Origin of the sequence: Tsukamurella sp. 8F (assembly GCF_029167375.1) — a bacterium.
Taxonomy (GTDB): domain Bacteria; phylum Actinomycetota; class Actinomycetes; order Mycobacteriales; family Mycobacteriaceae; genus Tsukamurella.
The window spans coordinates 105,097-122,173 of the sequence record NZ_JARFTP010000005.1 but is presented as its reverse complement, the minus strand read 5'-3'; the positions used below and the strand labels follow the sequence as shown (position 1 = coordinate 122,173).

Sequence of the window (17,077 nt, the reverse complement as noted above, 5' to 3'; positions counted from 1 at the left end):
CTCGGTCTCATCACGTCCACTTGGGTAATGACGAAAGGGAAGCGATATGGCTCGCTCCGACGTCCTGGTCTCCGCAGACTGGGCTGAGCAGAACCTCGACACCGACAAGGTCGTGTTCGTCGAGGTCGACGAGGACACCAGCGCCTACGACACCGGACACATCCCCGGCGCCGTGAAACTGGACTGGAAGCAGGATCTGCAGGATCACGTTCGGCGCGACTTCGTCGACGTCGAGCAGTTCGGCAAGCTGCTGTCCGAGCGCGGCATCGGACAGGACGACACCGTGGTCCTCTACGGCGGCAACAACAACTGGTTCGCGGCCTACGCCTACTGGTACTTCAAGCTGTACGGCCACCAGGACGTGAAGCTGCTCGACGGTGGCCGCAAGAAGTGGGAGCTCGACGCCCGCCCGCTGTCCACCGACGCCGTGTCGCGGCCGGCGACCACGTACACCGCGAAGGCCGCCGACAACTCGATCCGTGCGTTCCGCGACGAGGTCGTCGACGCGATCAACGCCAAGAACCTGGTCGATGTGCGCAGCCCCGACGAGTTCTCGGGCAAGATCCTCGCCCCGGCGCACCTCCCGCAGGAGCAGAGCCAGCGCCCCGGCCACATCCCGGGCGCGATCAACGTGCCGTGGAGCAAGGCCGCCAACGAGGACGGCACCTTCAAGTCCGACGATGACCTCGCCGCGCTGTACAAGGAGGCGGGCCTCGACGGCGAGAAGGAGACCATCGCGTACTGCCGCATCGGCGAGCGCTCGAGCCACACCTGGTTCGTGCTGCAGGAGCTGCTGGGCCACAAGAACGTCAAGAACTACGACGGCAGCTGGACCGAGTACGGTTCGCTGGTCGGAGTCCCGATCGAGCTGGGAGCGTAATCAGAGATATGTGTGGAGCACCTAAGCAGGGACAGAACCTGCCCGCCGGGGTCGACGTCGAGAAGGAGACGGTCCTGACGGGCCAGGTCCTGGACGCCACCGGTAACCCCGTCGCAGGCGCCTTCGTGCGCCTGCTCGACGGCACCGGCGAGTTCACCGCCGAGGTCGTGGCTTCCGGGACCGGAGACTTCCGGTTCTTTGCCGCGCCGGGTACGTGGACCCTGCGGGCCCTGTCGCCGGCCGGCAACGGCGATGTCACCGTGTCTCCCGACGCCAACGGCGTCTACGACAAGGACATCACGGTCAGCAAGTAGACCCCGCTGCCGACGAGGGCGCGTGTCCGCTGGACGCGCGCCCTCGTCGCGTATACGACCGGAGACCGTGCCGCGTATACGACCGGAGCCCTGCCGCGTACGCGGCCGCACCCGCGACACATCCGAGAGTTAGGATGGCGGCCATGGTCCTTGCATTCGAGATCCTCCTGGTGATCGCCTCGATCGCGATCCTCGGCTTCGCGGTATTCGTCATCTGGCGCCTCCTCCACGACGGCCAGTAGCCCCTTGGCCTCCGAAGACGCGACCCCAGACCCCAGCGCGCTGGACCGCGCGGCCGACCGCGCTGCCTCGACCTCGACGCGCAACATCTCCAGCCTCCCGGGCCTCCCGTTGCCCGACGAGACGGCCAATCTCCGTCAGGGGCCCGACCTGCACCCCGGCCTGCTGGGCCTGCTGCCGCTCGTGGGCGTGTGGCGCGGCGAGGGGGAAGGCAACGCCGACGGCAGCGACTACCGCTTCGGACAGCAGGTCGTTGTCAGCCACGACGGCCAGAACTTCCTCTCGTGGGAGTCCCGCTCCTGGCGGCTCGGCGCCGAGGGCGAGTACATCGAACCCGATCTCCGCGAATCCGGTTTCTGGCGGATCGGCGAGGACGACTCGATCGAGTTCCTGGTAGCGCACGCGTCCGGCATCGTCGAGCTGTACTACGGATCCCCGGTGTCCCAGACCGCGTGGGAGCTCGCGACCGACGTCGTGATCCGCACCCAGACCGGCCCCGAGGCGGGCGGCGCGAAACGCCTTTACGGCCTCGTCGAAGAGGGTGCGGCGCTCGCCTACGTGGAGGAACGCATCGGCGCCGACGGTGACCTCGTCCCCCGGCTGAGTGCCAAGCTGGACCGCTACGCGGGCTAGCCGAATGAGCGGCCATCCCGTCTACCTCCACGTCGGCCTCCCCAAGACCGGCACCACCCACCTGCAGGACCGGATGTGGGTGAACCGGGACAGCGCCCTCGCCGCCGGGTTGTTCTACCCGGGTGACCTGATCTCCTCGCACTTCCACGCAGCCGTGCTCCTGCAGCCCGAGCGCTACCTCGATTGGGTCGACCCTGTGCACTCGGGCGTGTGGGACGCGATGGTGACGCAGATGCGGGCGTGGGACGGGCCGTCGCTGATCTCGCACGAGTTGTACGCGAGCGCCACGCACGAGCAGGCGGCGCGCGTGCGCCGCGACCTCGCTTTCGCCGAGTTGCACATCGTCGTCACCGCCCGCGACCTGGGCCGCCAGATCCCTTCGACGTGGCAGGAGAACGTCAAGAACCAGCACACGACGTCGTTCGACGAGTTCCTGGCCGCCGTCGACGTGCCGCGGCCCGACTTTCGCGATCCGTTCTGGGAGTTCCAGGATCTGCCGCGCATCCTCGATACGTGGGCCGATGGCGTGCCTGCCGAGCAGGTGCACGTCGTCACCGTTCCCGGCCCCGACGGCCCGCGAGGCGAGCTGTGGGCGCGATACCTGTCGGTGTTCGGCCTGGCGCCGGCCGATCTACCCGCCGAGATCCCCTCGACCAATGCCGGTCTGTCGATGGGACAGGTGGAGCTGCTGCGGCGACTCAACATCCGGCTGCAGCCCGATGACGTGCAGTGGTCCCGCTACGAGCGGGCGGTCAAGGAGTTCCTCGTCGGGCGCGTGCTGTTCGCCGGCGACCCCCGCGGCGGCCCGGTGCTGCCGAAGACGGCCCTGCCGTGGGCCACGGCGTGCGCCGAGAAGCACATCCAGTTCATCGCGGAACGTGGGTTCGACGTGGTCGGCGACCTCGACGACCTCCTCCCGCGCGAGCCGCGCACACCCAGCCCGGTACCCGACGATGCCGCGCTGCTGGAGATCACGCTCGACGCCCTCGCCGGTGTCATGCTTTCGATGCCGCTCCCCGAGCCCCCACGCACCGCGTTCGATCGCGCCAAACCCGCACTGCGCGCGGTCTATCGGCGGTCCGGCCCACTGCGCCGCCTCATCGATCGCTTCCGCTGATGCCGGCGTCGAGGGCCGCCAGGACCAGATCGGCCATGTGGTCCGGGTCGCCGTCGGAGGGGTGCAGCACGATCTCGGCGTCGTGCGGGATCTCGTACGGATCGTCGACTCCGGTGAGGCCGTGCAGCTCGCCCGAGCGGGCGCGGGCATACAGCCCCTTTGGATCTCGCGCCTCGCAGCGCTCGAGCGGGGTGTCGACGAAGACCTCGACGAAGCGCAGCCCCGCGTCCTCGTGCACGGCCCGCGCGTGCGCCCGGTCGACCGTGTAAGGACTGATCAGCGCGGCGACGGCGACGACACCCGCATCCGCGAAGAGCCGGGCGACCTCCGCGACACGCCGGACGTTCTCCGTGCGCGACTCCTTGTCGAAGCCGAGGTCGCTGCACAGGCCCGTGCGCAGGACGTCACCGTCGAGCAGGTAGGCCGAGCGTCCGTGCGCGACGAGCCGCTCGTACACCGCTGCGGCGACCGTGGACTTGCCTGCGCCGGAGAGGCCTGTGAACCACACGGTGGCGCCGAGCGTGTTCGTCGTGGAAGGCATCCGAGCAAGTATGCCCGCTTCCCCGAGCCACGCAAAAGTGGACGCGCGACCCCAATCCGACACTTGCCGCGAACCTGGGAAACCGCTGTATCCGTGCGCTGCGCAAACACCAGTACGCCGCAGGGAGCTGTGAATTCGGGCGCGCCTAACCGCTGTGCCGGATACGGAGAACCCCCGATCGCGTGGACCTCACGCGATCGGGGGTTCCCGTCATTCCAGGTGGGCGACCGCCGTCAGGCGGCGGCCACCTCCTCAGTCCTGAAATTCACCATTTCTCGGACCACCTCCTTTCCATATCTGCGCAGCCGACGCTACGCCCGGCGTCGACGGTGCTGCAACGGATTTAACGCACAAGAGCCCACCTCATCACTCCACTCCCGAGTAACGACATCGGTCACCGCCGCGCGGACGGATGGGGCGGACACCTCTACTCGGAAGGCACGGTCTCCGCAGGCGGCCCGTACGCGGCGGCGACGTCCTGCGACGTGAATCCACGTGTGTAGGTCGGGAATTGGGGCCAACCGTCCGGCGCGTCCTGCCACGACTCCTGACGCCCGTACGGCAGCACGTCGAGCAGCGCGAACGTGTAGCCGAGCTGTTCGCAACCGCGGCCGTCCGTGTGCCAGGTGCGGTAGACGGTGTCGCCGTCCCGTAGGAACACGTTGACGGCGAAGCCGGCGCCGGCCGGAGCCCCCATGTCCGCCCCGAAGGGGCTGTCCGCGGTCGAGTACCAGTCCAGCTGATTGCCCACCTTCTCCCGGTACGCCAACGCGTCGCCGATCGCGCCGCAGGTGACGACGACGAAGCGCGCGTCCCATACGTCCAGGAAATCCGGCCGACGGAACTGCGCCGTGAATCCGGTGCAGCCGGGGCACTGCCACTCCGCACCGCCTGACCACATGTGGTTGTAGACGATCAGCTGACTACGCCCCGCGAACACATCGACAAGCCGCACGGGCCCGTCCGCGCCGATGAGCGTGTATTCGGGCAGGCGGACGGCGGGGAGCCGCCGGCGCTGTGCAGCGATCGCATCCAACTCCCTGGTGGCGGCCTTCTCGCGGACCCGGAGCTCGGCGAGTTCTCGCTCCCAGGCCGGCTGATCGACGATGCGGGGAATTGCGGCCACCTCGGCCACCTCCTAATGTAGACACGTTGCACATCAACTGATGTGTACAGCGTAGACATTGCCCTGAGGAGCGTCAATAGATGGCTTACCACCACGGCGACCTGCCGGCCGCTCTGATTGCGGCGGGCCTCGAGGTCACCCGCAAAGGCGGGCCCCAGGCCCTGACCCTCCGGGAGCTGACGCGCCGGGCAGGCGTTACCCCGAACGCCGCGTATCGCCATTTCCCCGATCGGAAATCGCTGGTCGCGGCGGTATCGGGCGCGATCCAGCAACGGATGGCGGAGAGCATGACGGCGCTCTTCTCGGAGGATCATCAGCCCGTGGAGCGGTTGCGTGCAGTCGGCATGGGCTACATCCGGTTCGCGTTGTCTGAGCCCGGCTGGTTCTCCGTGGCCTTCTTCGGTGCCGGAATCCCCAAGCAGCCTTCGCTCGACGAGGCGCTGCCCTATGTCGCCCTCACGACGGTGCTCGACGACATGGTCCAGTCCGGCGACCTCGCCCCCGAGCGCCGCCCCGAGGCGCCCTGGGCGTGCTGGTCCGCTGTACACGGCTTCGCCGAGCTCGCCCTGCACGGCCCGCTCCAGGATGCCGACGAGGAGGCCGTCGAGCGTGCCGCGCAGGCCACGGTCGACGCCGCTATCGAAGGCATCCGCGCCAGAGCGTGACAGACGGGCGTCACAGCATGACCACCGGCAGACCGGGCGGCGCACTGTGCCCCGCGATCACGACGGTGCGGCCGGTGAACATGCCCGCGGGGTCGGCGATATCGGCCAGGAGCGCGTCCGCGTCGGCGCGGTCGAGGTGTTCGGTCGGCTCGTCGAGCAGCACGACGGGTGCCGGCGACAGCAGGGCCCGCGCCAGCAGCAGGCGCCGGCGCTGACCGCCCGACAGGGACGCGGAGCCGTCGGGCAGCAGGGTCGCGATGCCGTCGGGCAGGCCCGCGAGCCACGCCGCCAGCCCCACCCGGGCGAGCGCCGCCGCGATCTGCTCATCGGTTGCGGAACCCGCTGCCACACGGCAGTTCTCGGCGACCGACGTGGCGAATACATGCGCGTCCTCCCGGAACAGCGCCACGGCCGCGGTGGGGTCCGCGTACTCGGACGCAGGGCGCCCGTCGACGGTGACCTCCCCACCCCGAGCGTCCAGTCCGGCCAGCGCGAGCAACAGCGTCGTCTTGCCCGCTCCGCTCGCGCCGCCGACGAACAGCCTTCCGCACCATGGGACCTCGATATCCCTCGGGTCCCGCACCAGATAGAGGTCCGGCTCGGACGGGGCCGGCAGATCGCCCCGCGGTCGCGCCTCGGGCGAGTGCAGCAGCGGCGCGAGGCGCGACGCGGCCTCTGTCGAACGCAGCAACTGCCGCGCAGCGTCCGCGAGCGGCGCGACGGTCTCGAAAGCGGAGAGCGGCAAGAGGATCAGCACTCCGATGGTGGTCACATCGGCGTGACGAGACAGCGGCACCGCCAACAGCAGGGCCGCCACCGCGGCGATCCCGACGGCGAGTGGCGTCGCGGCGTCCGCGACGGCCGTTGTGCGTGCGGCACGGTCGATAGCGGCCCGGCGCCGGTCCTCGGCCTCCACTGCCGCGCGGCGCACACCGTCGAGGCGGCCCGCGACCGCGAGTTCCGCGGCGTGGTCCAGCACCGCCCCGGCGTGATCCGCGAACGCGATCCGCTCTGCCGACTCCGCCGCGGCTCTGGCACCCGCCGCCCGCGCGGTGAGCCACGGCGCCGCCACGCCCGCGAGCGCCAGGCACGCGGCCAACACGACCGCGCCGGGCAGATGCACGAGTCCCAGCCACACGACGGCTGCGGCACCGGTCGCCACGGCGACGGCGGCCGGCAGCAGCGCGCGCACCAGCACGTCACCGACCTCGTCGACGTCACTCCCCGTGCGCTGCAACAGATCCCCGTCGCGCATCCGCAGAGCGACCGCAGGTTCCGCCGCGGCGAGCCGCGAGTACAGGGCCGTGCGCAGCTCCGTCAGGCCGTCGAGGGCGAGGCGATGACTCGCGAGCCGCTCGACGTACCGCATACCGCCGCGTGTGATACCCAGGGCACGCACCGCGGTCACCGCCACCGCGAGAGCCAGCACCGGCGGCATGGTCCACGCTTCGGTGATCAGCCAAGCGGACAGTCCCGCGAGAGCGAGAGCCGCAGCCGCCGTGGCGATCCCGGCGAGCGCCGCGATAATCACCGCGCGCGGCGACAGACGCATTGCCCGCAGGCAGGCGAGGAGGTCACGCATGGGCCACCGCCCGCACGTCGACGGCGGCATCTGCTGCGGCGATCACCGAGGCGTGGTGTGCGACTACGACCACGGTGTCACCGGACGCCGCCCGGCGCCGCAGCTCGTCCAGTACCCGTGTCTCCAATTCCCGGTCCAGGTGGGCTGTCGGCTCGTCGAGTAGCAACACCCGCGGCGCGGGCTGCGCCGCCGAGCGGGCCAGCGTGCGGGCGAGCGCGAGCCGTTGACGCTGGCCCGCGGAGATCCCGGTGCCGTCCGCACCGATCACCCGATCCCACTCGAGGTCGAATCCGACGGCGGCGCAAGCCCATACCGATTCAGGCGCGTCCACGGGTGGCGCGCCCAGGAACGTGAAGTTCTCGGCAAGCGTGCCAGACACCAGCACCGGGTGCTGTGGGCACCATGCAACACGATCCCAGTCGACGACATCGGACCGCCCTGCGGTCGGCTCGCGCAGGCCGAGCAGCACCTGCAGCAGCGTCGACTTGCCGGCGCCGTTCGGACCGGAGACCACGGTGAGCACGCCCGACGGAAACTCCGCCGTGAGGCGATGCGGTGCATCACCGTCGCGTCCCGCAACCGACAGGTCGCGAACTCGCAGTGTCCCCATCGCAACCAGGTCCGGGCTCGAATCGCACAGGTCCGCGGCAGCATCCAGCAGCGCGAACACGCGACCGGACGCGGAGACCCCCTGCTCGGCAGCGTGGAACTGCGCACCGACGGTGCGCAGCGGCAGGTACACCTCGGGTGCCAGGATGAGCGCGAACACGCCCGCGGCCAGGCCCATCTCTGCGTAGACCAACCGCAGGCCGATACCGACGGCCACGAGTGCGACGCACAGCGTGGCGAGCAGCTCGAGCACCATCGACGACAGGAATGCGATGCGCAGCGAGGCCATGGTCTCACGCGCCGAGCGCTCGCCGAGCTCCCGCACCCGCGCCTCGGGGCCGCGCTCTCGCCCCAGAGCACGCAGCGTCGGGAGTCCCGCCACGAGGTCGAGCAGCTGCCTGGACAGACCTGTCATCGCGTCGAGGCGGCGCCGGGTTCGGTCCCGCGTGAGCAAACCCACCAGGATCATGAAGACCGGCAGCAGCGGAAGCGTACCCACTACGATTCCGGCGGAGAGCGGGTCGGCGACCGCGATAGCGACGATCAGCATCGGCACCGCCGTGCATGAGAGGGCCAGCGCTGGAACGTACCCCGTGAGGTACGGCGGTAAGTCGTCGAGCCCGCGGGTCACCACGGTGCGCAGTCCCTCCGGGCCCTCCCGGCCGCACACGGCGAGACGGCCGGCGGCATCCAGGCTGGCCGACCGCAGCTGGGACACCACGCGCTCAGCGCAGCGATGCTCGATCCTGATGCGCGCGTATGCGACCGCCGCCCGCGCCGCGCACGCGGCGCCGGCCAACGCCAGAAGCGGCCCCTGTGCGGCCAGCGTGCGCTCCGCCGGCTCGGCGGCGATCCGTGCGAGCATTGTTGCGGCACAGGCGGCGAATACTATCGTGCACGCCGTTCCCACGAGCCCCGCCGCAGTCACCACACCGAGCAACACGCGGCCGGACCGCGCGTACCGCCACAGCCGCGGGTCGACGGGCCCCCGAGTCGTCACTTCGGCGGCGTCGGCGACAGGCCGATCGACGGCGGGATGTGCGACGCCGAGATCCGTTTGCGGAACACCCAGTACGTCCACGCCTGGTATCCGATCACCACGGGCAGGATGAACACTGTGCACCAGCTCATCACGGTGAGCGTGTAGTGCGTGGAGGATGCGTTCGCGATGGTCAGCGCGTGCGCGGGATCGGTCGCGTTCATGACGTTCGGGAACAACGAGCCGAAGAGCAGCACGGCTACGCCGATCACGGTCACCGACGTCGCGGCGAACGCGAGTAGCTCGCGCCGCGCTTCCCCGGCGAACGCGGAACCGAACACCAACGCGCACACCAGCGTCAGGGCGAGCGCGGCGACCGCGACGACCGCCCACGTCCAGCCCTTGCCGTGGGCGAGCTGGGTCCACAGCGCGAACCCCCCGACGACGACGGTGACCGGCCCCGCGATCCGCCGTGCGAGCCGCGCAGCGTCGATCCGTACCTCCCCGTCGGACTTGAGGGTGACGAAGATCGTGCCGTGCAACAGGAACAGCAGGCACAGGGCCGCACCACCCAGCAGCGCATACGGGCCGAGCAGCCCCCACAGGTCGGTCGTCATCTGCTTGCCCGCATCGATGTCCACGCCGCGCACGATGTTCGCGAACGCGACACCCCACAGGATCGCCGGTATCCACGAGCCGAGACCGATGCCTATGTCGGCGATGCGGCGCCAGCGCGGGTCATCGATCTTGCCGCGCCACTCGATCGCGCACACGCGCGCGATGAGACCGACCAGGATCAGCAGCAGTGGCAGGTACATCCCCGAGAACAGGGTGGCGTACCACTCCGGGAACGCTGCGAACATGGCCGCACCGGCGGTGATCAACCACACCTCGTTACCATCCCACACGGGCCCGATCGTGTTGAGCAGGACGCGGCGCCGCACGTCCGAGCCGCGGCCGAGGATCGGCATCAGCATCCCTACGCCGAAGTCGAAGCCCTCCAAAAGGAAGTAGCCCGTGAAGAGCACTCCGATGGCTAGGAACCAGTAGTCCGCGAGTGTCATGGCGTGCCTCCTCTAGTACGCGAACGACAGCTGGCCGGATGTCGAGTCCTCTTCCGGCGGCGAGTGATCCGGATCGTCGTGGTCGAGCGGCCCCTCCAGGGTGTAGCGCCGCAGCAACACGAACCACACGATGTACAGCGACCCGTACAACGCGGCGAACGCACAGATGGAGAACGCCATCATGGTGACCGAGTGCCCCGATACCGCATCCTGCACGGTGAGGTGGATGTTCGGGTCGCCCGTCGGGTTGGGCACCACGACCCATGGCTGCCGGCCCATCTCGGTGAACACCCAGCCGGACGAGTTCGCGAGGAACGGCGTGGGCAGCGCGATCAGGCACAGGCGGCTGAACCAGGTCGCCGCCCTTCCCGTCGGCATCCGTCTCCTCCGAGTGAGCCACAGGCCGGCCAGCGCGAGGGCACCCGATCCGACCGACCATCCCATCATCGCCCGGAACGCCCAGTAGGTGACGAACAGGTTGGGCCGGTAGTCGCCGGGGCCGACCGTCTCCTCATAGTGCTGCTGCATCTCGGCGACCCCGGGCAGTGTGGAATCGAACGTGCTCGTGGCCAGGAACGACGTGAGCTTGGGGACGGTTATCACGTGCTGCACCGAGTCGCAGTTGTTATGCGTGCCGGTCGTCAAGAGTGAGAAGCCCGCGCCGGTCTCTGTGTGACACAACGATTCCGCCGACGCCATCTTCATGGGTTGCTGCTTGAACATGAGCTTGCCCTGCGTGTCGCCGGTCAGGAAGAGCACCGCCGCCGAAGCGATCATGACCCAGAGTGCGAGCACCGTGACCGGTCGGAACAGCGTCCGCGCCAGGTCGAGTTCCCCGCGACGGGCGGAGCGCACCATCCACCACCCGCCGATCGCGGCGACGAAGGTGCCTGCGGTCAGGACGGATCCGGCCACGGTGTGCGGGAACGCGGCGAGGGTCGTCACGTTGGTCAGCACCGCCCAGATGCTTGTGAGCTCGGCGCGACCGGTCTCCGGGTTGTAGGTCGCGCCGACGGGGTGCTGCATCCACGAGTTGGCGGCGATGATGAAGTATGCCGATGCGTTGACACCTATCGCCACGAGCCAGATACAGGCCAGGTGAACAAGTTTCGGCAGCCGCGACCAGCCGAAGATCCACAGCCCCAGGAACGTCGACTCCATGAAGAATGCGACCAGTCCTTCGAGGGCCAGCGGCGCGCCGAACACGTCGCCCACGAAGCGCGAATACTCGCTCCACGCCATGCCGAACTGGAACTCCTGCACGATGCCCGTGGCGACACCGAGCGCGAAGTTGATGAGGAAGAGCTTGCCGAAGAACTTCGTGGCGCGTAGCCAGCCGGACCTGCCGGTCACCACCCATATCGTCTGCATGACCGCGATCAGCGGGGCGAGGCCGATCGTCAGCGGTACGAGGATGAAGTGCATGACGGTCGTCATGCCGAACTGCCACCGAGCTATATCGAGTGCGCTCATGTCGCTCTCCAGGGCCGAGGGGAGCGGCGGCCGGGCCGGCCATCGCTACTACGAATGGTAGTAGACAAGAGCCTCGATCCCAAGAGAATCGGCGGATCCCCGTCGGGGATCACACCCGGCCGGCGACGACCGGGGGGGCGAACCCGAGACTTGACCTAAACCATTGTAGAGGTCCAATGATGGTCTGCATGGACACTCCAGCACGCCGCATCGCAGGCATCGTCGCCCTCGGATCGCTCATGACGATGTTCGACACCACCGTCACCGCTATCGCCACCCCTGCCCTCACGCGTGCCTTGCACGCCGACCTGCCGACGGTCGCGTGGGTGACGACCGCGTACATGCTGGCGCTGGTCGCGGTCATGCCGACCGCAGCGTGGGCCGTCGCACGGTTCGGCGACCGCCGCACCTACCTCGCCGCGCTCGGGCTCTTCCTCGCCGGCTCGGCGGCCGCGGGCCTCGCCTGGAGCGTCGGCAGCCTCATCGGGTTCCGTGCACTGCAGGGCGTCGGAGGCGGCCTGCTCGCCCCGGTAGGCATGGCCGTCACGCTGCGCTCGGTGACGGACGAGAACCGCGGCCGCGTCATGGCGGTCTTCGGACTCCCACTGTTCGTCGGTCCCGTCCTCGGCCCGACACTCGGCGGCGCCCTCGTCGACGGCGTCGGATGGCGGTCGCTCTTCTTCCTGAACATCCCCATCGGCCTCGCCGCCCTCGTGCTCGCCGCCCGCTACCTCCCGCCCAACGACCGGCGCGCGGCGTCGCCCCTGGACATACGCGGCCTGCTCACCCTGTCGCCCGGCGCGGTCCTGGTCGTGTTCGGCCTCTCGCGCCTGGGCACCGACGGTGACCCCACGTCACCATCGGTGCTGGCCCCTGCGGCCGCGGGCCTCGCACTGATCGGCACGTTCGTCGCGCATGCACTGCGCACGCCGCATCCGCTACTGGACCTACGCCTGATCGCACACCCTCCGCTGCGCGCCGCGCTGCGGACGCTCGCGCCGTTCACGGCCGCGTACTTCGGTTCGATGCTCGCGCTTCCCGTCTACGTGCAGCAGGCCCGCGGCGACTCCGCGACACTCGCCGGGACGCTGACGATCGGCCAGGCCCTTGCCTCAGCCGTAGCGCTGCAGGTGGCGACACGCCTGGCGGACCGAATCGGTACCCGCCGGGTCGTGCTCGTCGGCGTGAGTACGGGACTGGCGGGGTTCGCGAGTGTCGGACTGTGCGCAGCGGCATCGGCCCCCTACCCCGCGATCGCCGCGGTCAGCGTGCTCATCGGGATCGGCGCCGGGAGCACGATGATGCCGCTGATCGCAGGCTCCACGCGCGGCCTGGCTCCCGACCGGGTGGCGGGTGCGAGCACCCTGATCAACACCAACAGCCAGCTGTTCTCCGCGCTCGGCGCCGCGATCCTCGCGACGGTGATGACCTCGACGGCCGGCGGAGCGCACCACACGCCCGGCTCGGTCGGGCTCGCCTACCTGGTGCCGGTCGCGCTCGCGGGTGTAGCGCTGGCATCCGCGCTGCGGCTTCCCAGCCCTGCCCGGAAACGCGTCACGGTGCCGTCGTGATCGCGTGCTCGATGAGCGCGCGCACGTCGGCGTCCATGGGTGCATCCGGCAGCGCGTGCCCGTCGAGTGTGTGCACCCGCGCGCAGAGCGTGATCGACGACACGAGCCACACGCCGTCGGCTGTCACGAGGTCCGCGGGGAAGAGCGGGGCCACCTCGGTCGACACGCCCTTGTCCTCGGCCGCGTCGAGCACCGCGGCGACCGTGGTGCCCGGCAGGATCCCCTGGTCGTCGGGCGGGGTGACCAGCGTACGGCCGCGCGCGACGAGCACTGTCGAGCGCGGGCCCTCGAGCACGCGGCCCTCGCTCGAGGTGAAGATCACGTCGCCTGCGCCGCGCGACTCGGCGTACCGCAGGGCCGCCATGTTCACGGCGTAGGACAGGGTCTTCGCGCCGAGCAGCAACCACGGCGCGGTCTGTGCGAGATCCACGGAGTATCCGCGGGGCAGGGTGAGCGCGGCGACACCGTCCTCGCGAGCCGTGCGCACGCGGGCGCCGAGCGGCGCGACCGTCACATACGACGTCCCGGTCGGGTCCGACTCTCGTCCGCGCGAATAGACGAGCCGCAAGGCGCCCTCGGCGTCCTCGCCGGCGCGCTCCCCGAACAACACCGCGGCACGCTCCATCGCTGCCCACCAGGCCGAATCGTTGGGCTTCGGGAGGCCGAGCGCTGCCGCCGACCGTGCCAGCCGATCGAGGTGCGCGCGCGGCTTCAGCGGTCGCCCGCCGCGGACCAGCACCGTCTCGAAACAGCCGTCGCCACGCACCGCCGCGAGATCATCCGCGAACAATAGGGGCCGAGCCGGGTCGTGGGTCGCGCCGTCGAGCGTGACCACCACCGCCGGACCGCCACCCGAGACCGCACCGGCGCTGGGAGCCGCGCCGCCGGAAGCATCAGAAGCCATGGCGCCAACAGTATTCGACTCTCCGGGGCACTACCATTCGGACAGCTGCCGGACGTGTTCGGCCGGCGCTGGGCCCACGGAGCTGCGCGTAGACTCGGGTGCGTGTCACGCGCCACGCACCCCGTCCTGCTCGACGCGACCCGCGCCGCAGGCGCAGTCCCCGCCCCCGCGGACTCCCCCGACGCGGGTGTCGCATGGCATTACGGCGACCCGTTCGCCGAGCAGCGCGCAGCGCAGCGCGCCGCCGCCGTCATCGACCGGGGCAACCGCGGAGTGCTCGCCCTGACCGGAGGCGACCGCCTCTCCTGGCTGCACAAGCTGACGTCGCAGTACCTGGACGGCCTGCCCGACGGCTCGGCCGTCCAGGACCTGAACCTCGACGGACAGGGCCGCGTGCTCGACCACTTCTGGATCAGCGACGTCGACTCGGTCGCCTACATCGACACGGAGGGTGCGCGCGTCGCCGACCTCGCCGCCTACCTGACGAAGATGGTCTTCTGGGCCGACGTCCAGGTGGCCGAGCGCCCGGACCTGACGGTGCTCACCCTCGTCGGACCGGACGCGGCCCGGATCGCGGGTCTCGATCTGCGGCCCGGACGTGCAGTCGCCCACCGGGGCGGAATCGCCCGCGCAGACGACGGGGAGACGACGCTGATCCTGCCCGCCGACGACGCCGCGGACGCCTGGGCTCACCTGGTCGAGGCCGGCGCGCAGCCCGCGGGCAGCTGGGCCTACGAGGCGCTACGGGTCGCGCGCGCCGAGCCGCGCCTCGGCGTGGACACGGACGAGAAGACGATCCCGCACGAGGTGGGCTGGATCGGTCCTGCCGTGCACCTGGAGAAGGGCTGCTACCGCGGGCAGGAGACGATCGCCCGCGTGCACAACCTGGGTCGGCCGCCCCGCCGGCTCGTGTTGCTCCATCTGGACGGCTCGGCCGACACGCGACCGGCCACCGGAGATCCCGTCACCGCAGGCGGTCGCACCGTCGGGCGGGTCGGCACGGTCGTCGAGCACTGCGACTACGGCCCCGTCGCTCTGGCGCTCGTCAAACGTGCCGTGCCGGACGATGCGCAGCTCGATGCGGGCGGCGCAGCGGCGGCCATCGACGCAGACGTCACCCCGGCCGGCGACGGAGCCGTGGCCGCCGGACGCGCAGCGGTCGACCGCCTGCGCGGACGATGATGCGCGTCCTCGCCGTGTGCGCGGTCGAGGAGGACCGCGCGCTGTTCCCGAAGCACCCGCAGCGCCGCACGTCGATCGACAAGCGGCCCGTCACGGGTCCGGTAGACGTGGGCCCCATGGGCCTCATCACCGATCACGTATCCGATACCAAGCATCACGGCGGCCTCGAGCAGGCCGTATACGCCTATTCCGACGATGAGGCCGCGCGCTGGGCGGAGGAGCTCGGCCGAGATCTGCCCTACGGCTGGTTCGGCGAGAACCTACGCATCGACGGCCCGACCACCGACCTCGTGGTCGGAACGCGACTGCGCGTCGGGGCGTCGCTGCTGCTGGAGGTGACGATTCCACGCACGCCGTGCGCCACGTTCGTCGCATGGTCGGGCGAGGACCGCTGGATCGAACGGTTCACGGCGCGCGCCGACGTCGGCGCCTACCTGCGCGTGCTCGAACCGGGTCCGGTGGCCGCCGCCGACGAGATCGCGGTCGACTCGGTACCCGCGCACGGCGCCACAGTGCGCGACGTGTTCACCGGCTCGGCACCCGAGCGGCTGCGCGCGCTGCTGGCTGTGGGCGACCTGCCGCCGAAGGTCGCCCGGGATGCGAAGCGAGCCCTCATCCGCGCGTCCTGACCCGCGTGGCGGCATGATCGCCCTACGCGCGCTAAACTAGTCCCCAGGAAGAATTTGTAAACGAGGAAAGGGGCCGCCACCCACCGGCAGAGTCGGTAGTTGGCCGCCCCTTCATTGCGCGAGGGGGTCCCCCATGGGCCGCGGCCGGGCAAAGGCGAAGCAGACCAAGGTTGCACGCGAGCTCAAGTACAGCTCGCCGAACACTGATCTCAAGCGCCTGCAGCAGGAGCTATCGGGAGGCGAGGCCGACTCAGACGTCGTGGCCGCGCACCCCGAGTGGGTCGACGTGTATGAGGAAGAGGAGTGGCGCCGCGCTTGACGCGGCTCGCCCGATCTTCTGCGCGTCGTCCCCTCGGCGTCTAGCTCGACCGATGATCTGCTCGGCAAGCAGAAACCGCGCCCAGGCTCCCTGGGCGCGGTTTCGGGTCTGTCGAGAACTCGTCCGGACGACCTGCCCGGTCGTCAGAAGCGCGGGTGTGATCCGTGCAGCACGGCCCCGGGACCGTCGGACTTGGTGACGTTGCCCAGCACCCAGCTGTCGATGTGCCGGGCGGTCAGCACCGCCAGGGCCCGGTCGACGTCCTCTGGCGCGACGATCGCGACCATGCCGACGCCCATGTTGAAGGTCTTCTCCATCTCGGCCTGCTCGACGCGGCCGCGCTGCGCGATCATCGAGAACACGGCCGACGGGCTCCACGTGCCGCGGTCCAGATTCGCCTGCAGGCCAGTGGGGATGACGCGTGCCAGGTTGTTCTCCAGCCCACCGCCGGTGACGTGGCAGAACGTGCGCACCTGCGTCTCCTTGGCGAGCCGCAGGCAGTCGAGCGCATAGATCCTCGTCGGCTCGAGCAACTCCTCACCGAGCGTGCGGCCGAACTCCTCGACATGGCCGTCGAGGTCCATATGCGCCCACTCGAGCAGCACCTTGCGGGCCAGGCTGTAGCCGTTGCTGTGCAGGCCCGACGACGCCATGCCGATCACGACGTCGCCCGCGCGGACGTTGTCCGGGCCGAGCACCTCGTCGGCCTCGACGACGCCGATGCCGGTCGCGGACAGGTCGTACTCACCCTCGGCCATCAGCCCCGGATGCTCGGCGGTCTCGCCACCCAGCAGCGCGCAGCCGGCCTGAACGCAGCCCTCCGCGATGCCTGCGACGAGCTCCGCCACGGTCTCGGGGACGACCTTTCCCACCGCGATGTAGTCCTGCAGCAGGAGCGGCTCGGCCCCCGTCACCACGAGGTCGTCGACGACCATCGCGACGAGGTCGATCCCGACGGTGTCGTGCTTGCCCAGCGACTGCGCGACGGCGATCTTGGTGCCGACCCCGTCGGTGGATGCGGCCAGGACCGGCTCGCGGTAACTGGTCCGGAGTGCGAACAGCCCGGCGAACCCGCCGAGGCCGCCCATGACCTCGGGACGCGTGGCTCGCTTGGCGTGCGGCTTGAACAGCTCGACGGCGCGGTCACCCGCCTCGATGTCGACTCCTGCGGCAGCGTACGAGGCCTTGGGGTTCAGCTCTGTCACGAGCCCTAACGGTACCCGACCGGGAGTGCCGCGGGCCCCGCCGC

Annotated in this window: 15 protein-coding genes and 2 pseudogenes; 9 read left to right on the top strand and 8 right to left on the bottom strand. The window is 70.1% G+C overall.

Annotated features, from left to right (window positions below; translation table 11 throughout):
• Positions 1–46: 46 nt before the first annotated feature.
• The 4 genes and pseudogenes from P0W64_RS05635 (at position 47) to P0W64_RS05620 (ending at position 3,184) form a co-directional block, all read left to right on the top strand.
• Positions 47–880, top strand: a complete 834-nt coding sequence (locus P0W64_RS05635; protein ID WP_275479092.1) for a sulfurtransferase — start codon at positions 47–49, stop codon at positions 878–880.
• Positions 881–888: 8 nt separating this feature from the next.
• A complete protein-coding gene (locus P0W64_RS05630; RefSeq protein WP_275479091.1) occupies positions 889–1,194 on the top strand; it encodes a DUF1416 domain-containing protein in 306 nt (101 codons plus the stop codon).
• Between the two features lie 279 nt (positions 1,195–1,473).
• Positions 1,474–2,067, top strand: a pseudogene (locus P0W64_RS05625) (FABP family protein); the annotation flags it as partial.
• Between the two features lie 4 nt (positions 2,068–2,071).
• The gene (locus P0W64_RS05620) at positions 2,072–3,184 is read left to right on the top strand and encodes a sulfotransferase family protein (protein ID WP_275479089.1); all 1,113 of its coding nucleotides are present in this window, start codon (positions 2,072–2,074) and stop codon (positions 3,182–3,184) included.
• On the opposite strand, the pseudogene cysC reads toward P0W64_RS05620, so the two are convergent.
• A pseudogene (gene cysC / locus P0W64_RS05615) lies at positions 3,165–3,707 on the bottom strand (adenylyl-sulfate kinase); the annotation flags it as partial. The gene P0W64_RS05620 and the pseudogene cysC sit on opposite strands and share 20 nt — an antisense overlap.
• A 445-nt stretch (positions 3,708–4,152) precedes the next feature.
• Positions 4,153–4,851 (bottom strand): DUF899 family protein, encoded by a 699-nt coding sequence (locus tag P0W64_RS05610; RefSeq protein ID WP_275479088.1) that lies wholly within the window; start codon positions 4,849–4,851, stop codon positions 4,153–4,155.
• Positions 4,852–4,931: 80 nt separating this feature from the next.
• Here P0W64_RS05610 and P0W64_RS05605 point away from each other — a divergent pair, with 80 nt between their 5' ends.
• Complete coding sequence (locus P0W64_RS05605) at positions 4,932–5,516, top strand: TetR/AcrR family transcriptional regulator (protein ID WP_275479087.1); 585 nt, start codon at positions 4,932–4,934, stop codon at positions 5,514–5,516.
• Between the two features lie 10 nt (positions 5,517–5,526).
• Here P0W64_RS05605 and cydC read toward each other — a convergent pair whose 3' ends face one another.
• The 4 genes from cydC to P0W64_RS05585 are packed head-to-tail and all read right to left on the bottom strand — an operon-like array spanning position 5,527 to position 11,223.
• Positions 5,527–7,098, bottom strand: coding sequence for a thiol reductant ABC exporter subunit CydC (gene cydC / locus P0W64_RS05600; RefSeq protein ID WP_275479086.1), 1,572 nt, complete (start codon positions 7,096–7,098; stop codon positions 5,527–5,529).
• On the bottom strand, positions 7,091–8,707 hold the full coding sequence (cydD, locus tag P0W64_RS05595) for a thiol reductant ABC exporter subunit CydD (protein ID WP_275479204.1): 1,617 nt from the start codon (positions 8,705–8,707) through the stop codon (positions 7,091–7,093). The genes cydC and cydD overlap by 8 nt, the downstream gene beginning before the upstream one ends.
• Positions 8,704–9,750 (bottom strand): cytochrome d ubiquinol oxidase subunit II, encoded by a 1,047-nt coding sequence (gene cydB, locus P0W64_RS05590; RefSeq protein ID WP_275479085.1) that lies wholly within the window; start codon positions 9,748–9,750, stop codon positions 8,704–8,706. The genes cydD and cydB overlap by 4 nt, the downstream gene beginning before the upstream one ends.
• Positions 9,751–9,762: 12 nt before the next feature.
• Positions 9,763–11,223: a cytochrome ubiquinol oxidase subunit I gene (locus P0W64_RS05585; protein ID WP_275479084.1), complete on the bottom strand. Its 1,461-nt coding sequence runs from the start codon at positions 11,221–11,223 to the stop codon at positions 9,763–9,765.
• Between the two features lie 188 nt (positions 11,224–11,411).
• On the opposite strand from P0W64_RS05585, the gene P0W64_RS05580 reads away from it, so the two are divergent.
• The gene (locus tag P0W64_RS05580; protein ID WP_275479083.1) at positions 11,412–12,794 is read left to right on the top strand and encodes a DHA2 family efflux MFS transporter permease subunit; all 1,383 of its coding nucleotides are present in this window, start codon (positions 11,412–11,414) and stop codon (positions 12,792–12,794) included.
• Here P0W64_RS05580 and P0W64_RS05575 read toward each other — a convergent pair.
• Positions 12,778–13,698, bottom strand: coding sequence for an aminodeoxychorismate lyase (locus P0W64_RS05575; RefSeq protein ID WP_275479082.1), 921 nt, complete (start codon positions 13,696–13,698; stop codon positions 12,778–12,780). The genes P0W64_RS05580 and P0W64_RS05575 overlap by 17 nt on opposite strands.
• Before the next feature lie 102 nt (positions 13,699–13,800).
• On the opposite strand from P0W64_RS05575, the gene P0W64_RS05570 reads away from it, so the two are divergent.
• The 3 genes from P0W64_RS05570 (at position 13,801) to P0W64_RS05560 (ending at position 15,828) form a co-directional block, all read left to right on the top strand.
• Positions 13,801–14,880 carry a folate-binding protein gene (locus P0W64_RS05570; protein ID WP_275479081.1) on the top strand — a complete coding sequence of 360 codons (1,080 nt, stop codon included), beginning with the start codon at positions 13,801–13,803 and terminating at the stop codon, positions 14,878–14,880.
• Positions 14,877–15,509, top strand: coding sequence for an MOSC domain-containing protein (locus tag P0W64_RS05565; protein ID WP_275479080.1), 633 nt, complete (start codon positions 14,877–14,879; stop codon positions 15,507–15,509). The genes P0W64_RS05570 and P0W64_RS05565 overlap by 4 nt, the downstream gene beginning before the upstream one ends.
• A 133-nt stretch (positions 15,510–15,642) precedes the next feature.
• Positions 15,643–15,828: a DUF3073 domain-containing protein gene (locus tag P0W64_RS05560; RefSeq protein ID WP_275479079.1), complete on the top strand. Its 186-nt coding sequence runs from the start codon at positions 15,643–15,645 to the stop codon at positions 15,826–15,828.
• A gap of 143 nt (positions 15,829–15,971) precedes the next feature.
• Here the strand turns inward: P0W64_RS05560 and purM are convergent, their stop codons facing one another.
• Positions 15,972–17,033: a phosphoribosylformylglycinamidine cyclo-ligase gene (purM, locus tag P0W64_RS05555; protein ID WP_275479078.1), complete on the bottom strand. Its 1,062-nt coding sequence runs from the start codon at positions 17,031–17,033 to the stop codon at positions 15,972–15,974.
• Between the last annotated feature and the right edge of the window lie 44 nt (positions 17,034–17,077).

Excerpts from the sequence above, each read along its gene's own strand:
- P0W64_RS05635 (WP_275479092.1), top strand. The coding sequence starts at position 47 with ATGGCTCGCTCCGACGTCCTGGTCTCCGCAGACTGGGCTGAGCAGAAC.
- P0W64_RS05630 (WP_275479091.1), top strand. The coding sequence starts at position 889 with ATGTGTGGAGCACCTAAGCAGGGACAGAACCTGCCCGCCGGGGTCGAC.
- P0W64_RS05620 (WP_275479089.1), top strand. The coding sequence starts at position 2,072 with ATGAGCGGCCATCCCGTCTACCTCCACGTCGGCCTCCCCAAGACCGGC.
- P0W64_RS05605 (WP_275479087.1), top strand. The coding sequence starts at position 4,932 with ATGGCTTACCACCACGGCGACCTGCCGGCCGCTCTGATTGCGGCGGGC.
- cydC (WP_275479086.1), bottom strand. The coding sequence starts at position 7,098 with ATGCGTGACCTCCTCGCCTGCCTGCGGGCAATGCGTCTGTCGCCGCGC.
- cydB (WP_275479085.1), bottom strand. The coding sequence starts at position 9,750 with ATGACACTCGCGGACTACTGGTTCCTAGCCATCGGAGTGCTCTTCACG.
- P0W64_RS05585 (WP_275479084.1), bottom strand. The coding sequence starts at position 11,223 with ATGAGCGCACTCGATATAGCTCGGTGGCAGTTCGGCATGACGACCGTC.
- P0W64_RS05580 (WP_275479083.1), top strand. The coding sequence starts at position 11,412 with ATGGACACTCCAGCACGCCGCATCGCAGGCATCGTCGCCCTCGGATCG.
- P0W64_RS05575 (WP_275479082.1), bottom strand. The coding sequence starts at position 13,698 with ATGGCTTCTGATGCTTCCGGCGGCGCGGCTCCCAGCGCCGGTGCGGTC.
- P0W64_RS05565 (WP_275479080.1), top strand. The coding sequence starts at position 14,877 with ATGATGCGCGTCCTCGCCGTGTGCGCGGTCGAGGAGGACCGCGCGCTG.
- P0W64_RS05560 (WP_275479079.1), top strand. The coding sequence starts at position 15,643 with ATGGGCCGCGGCCGGGCAAAGGCGAAGCAGACCAAGGTTGCACGCGAG.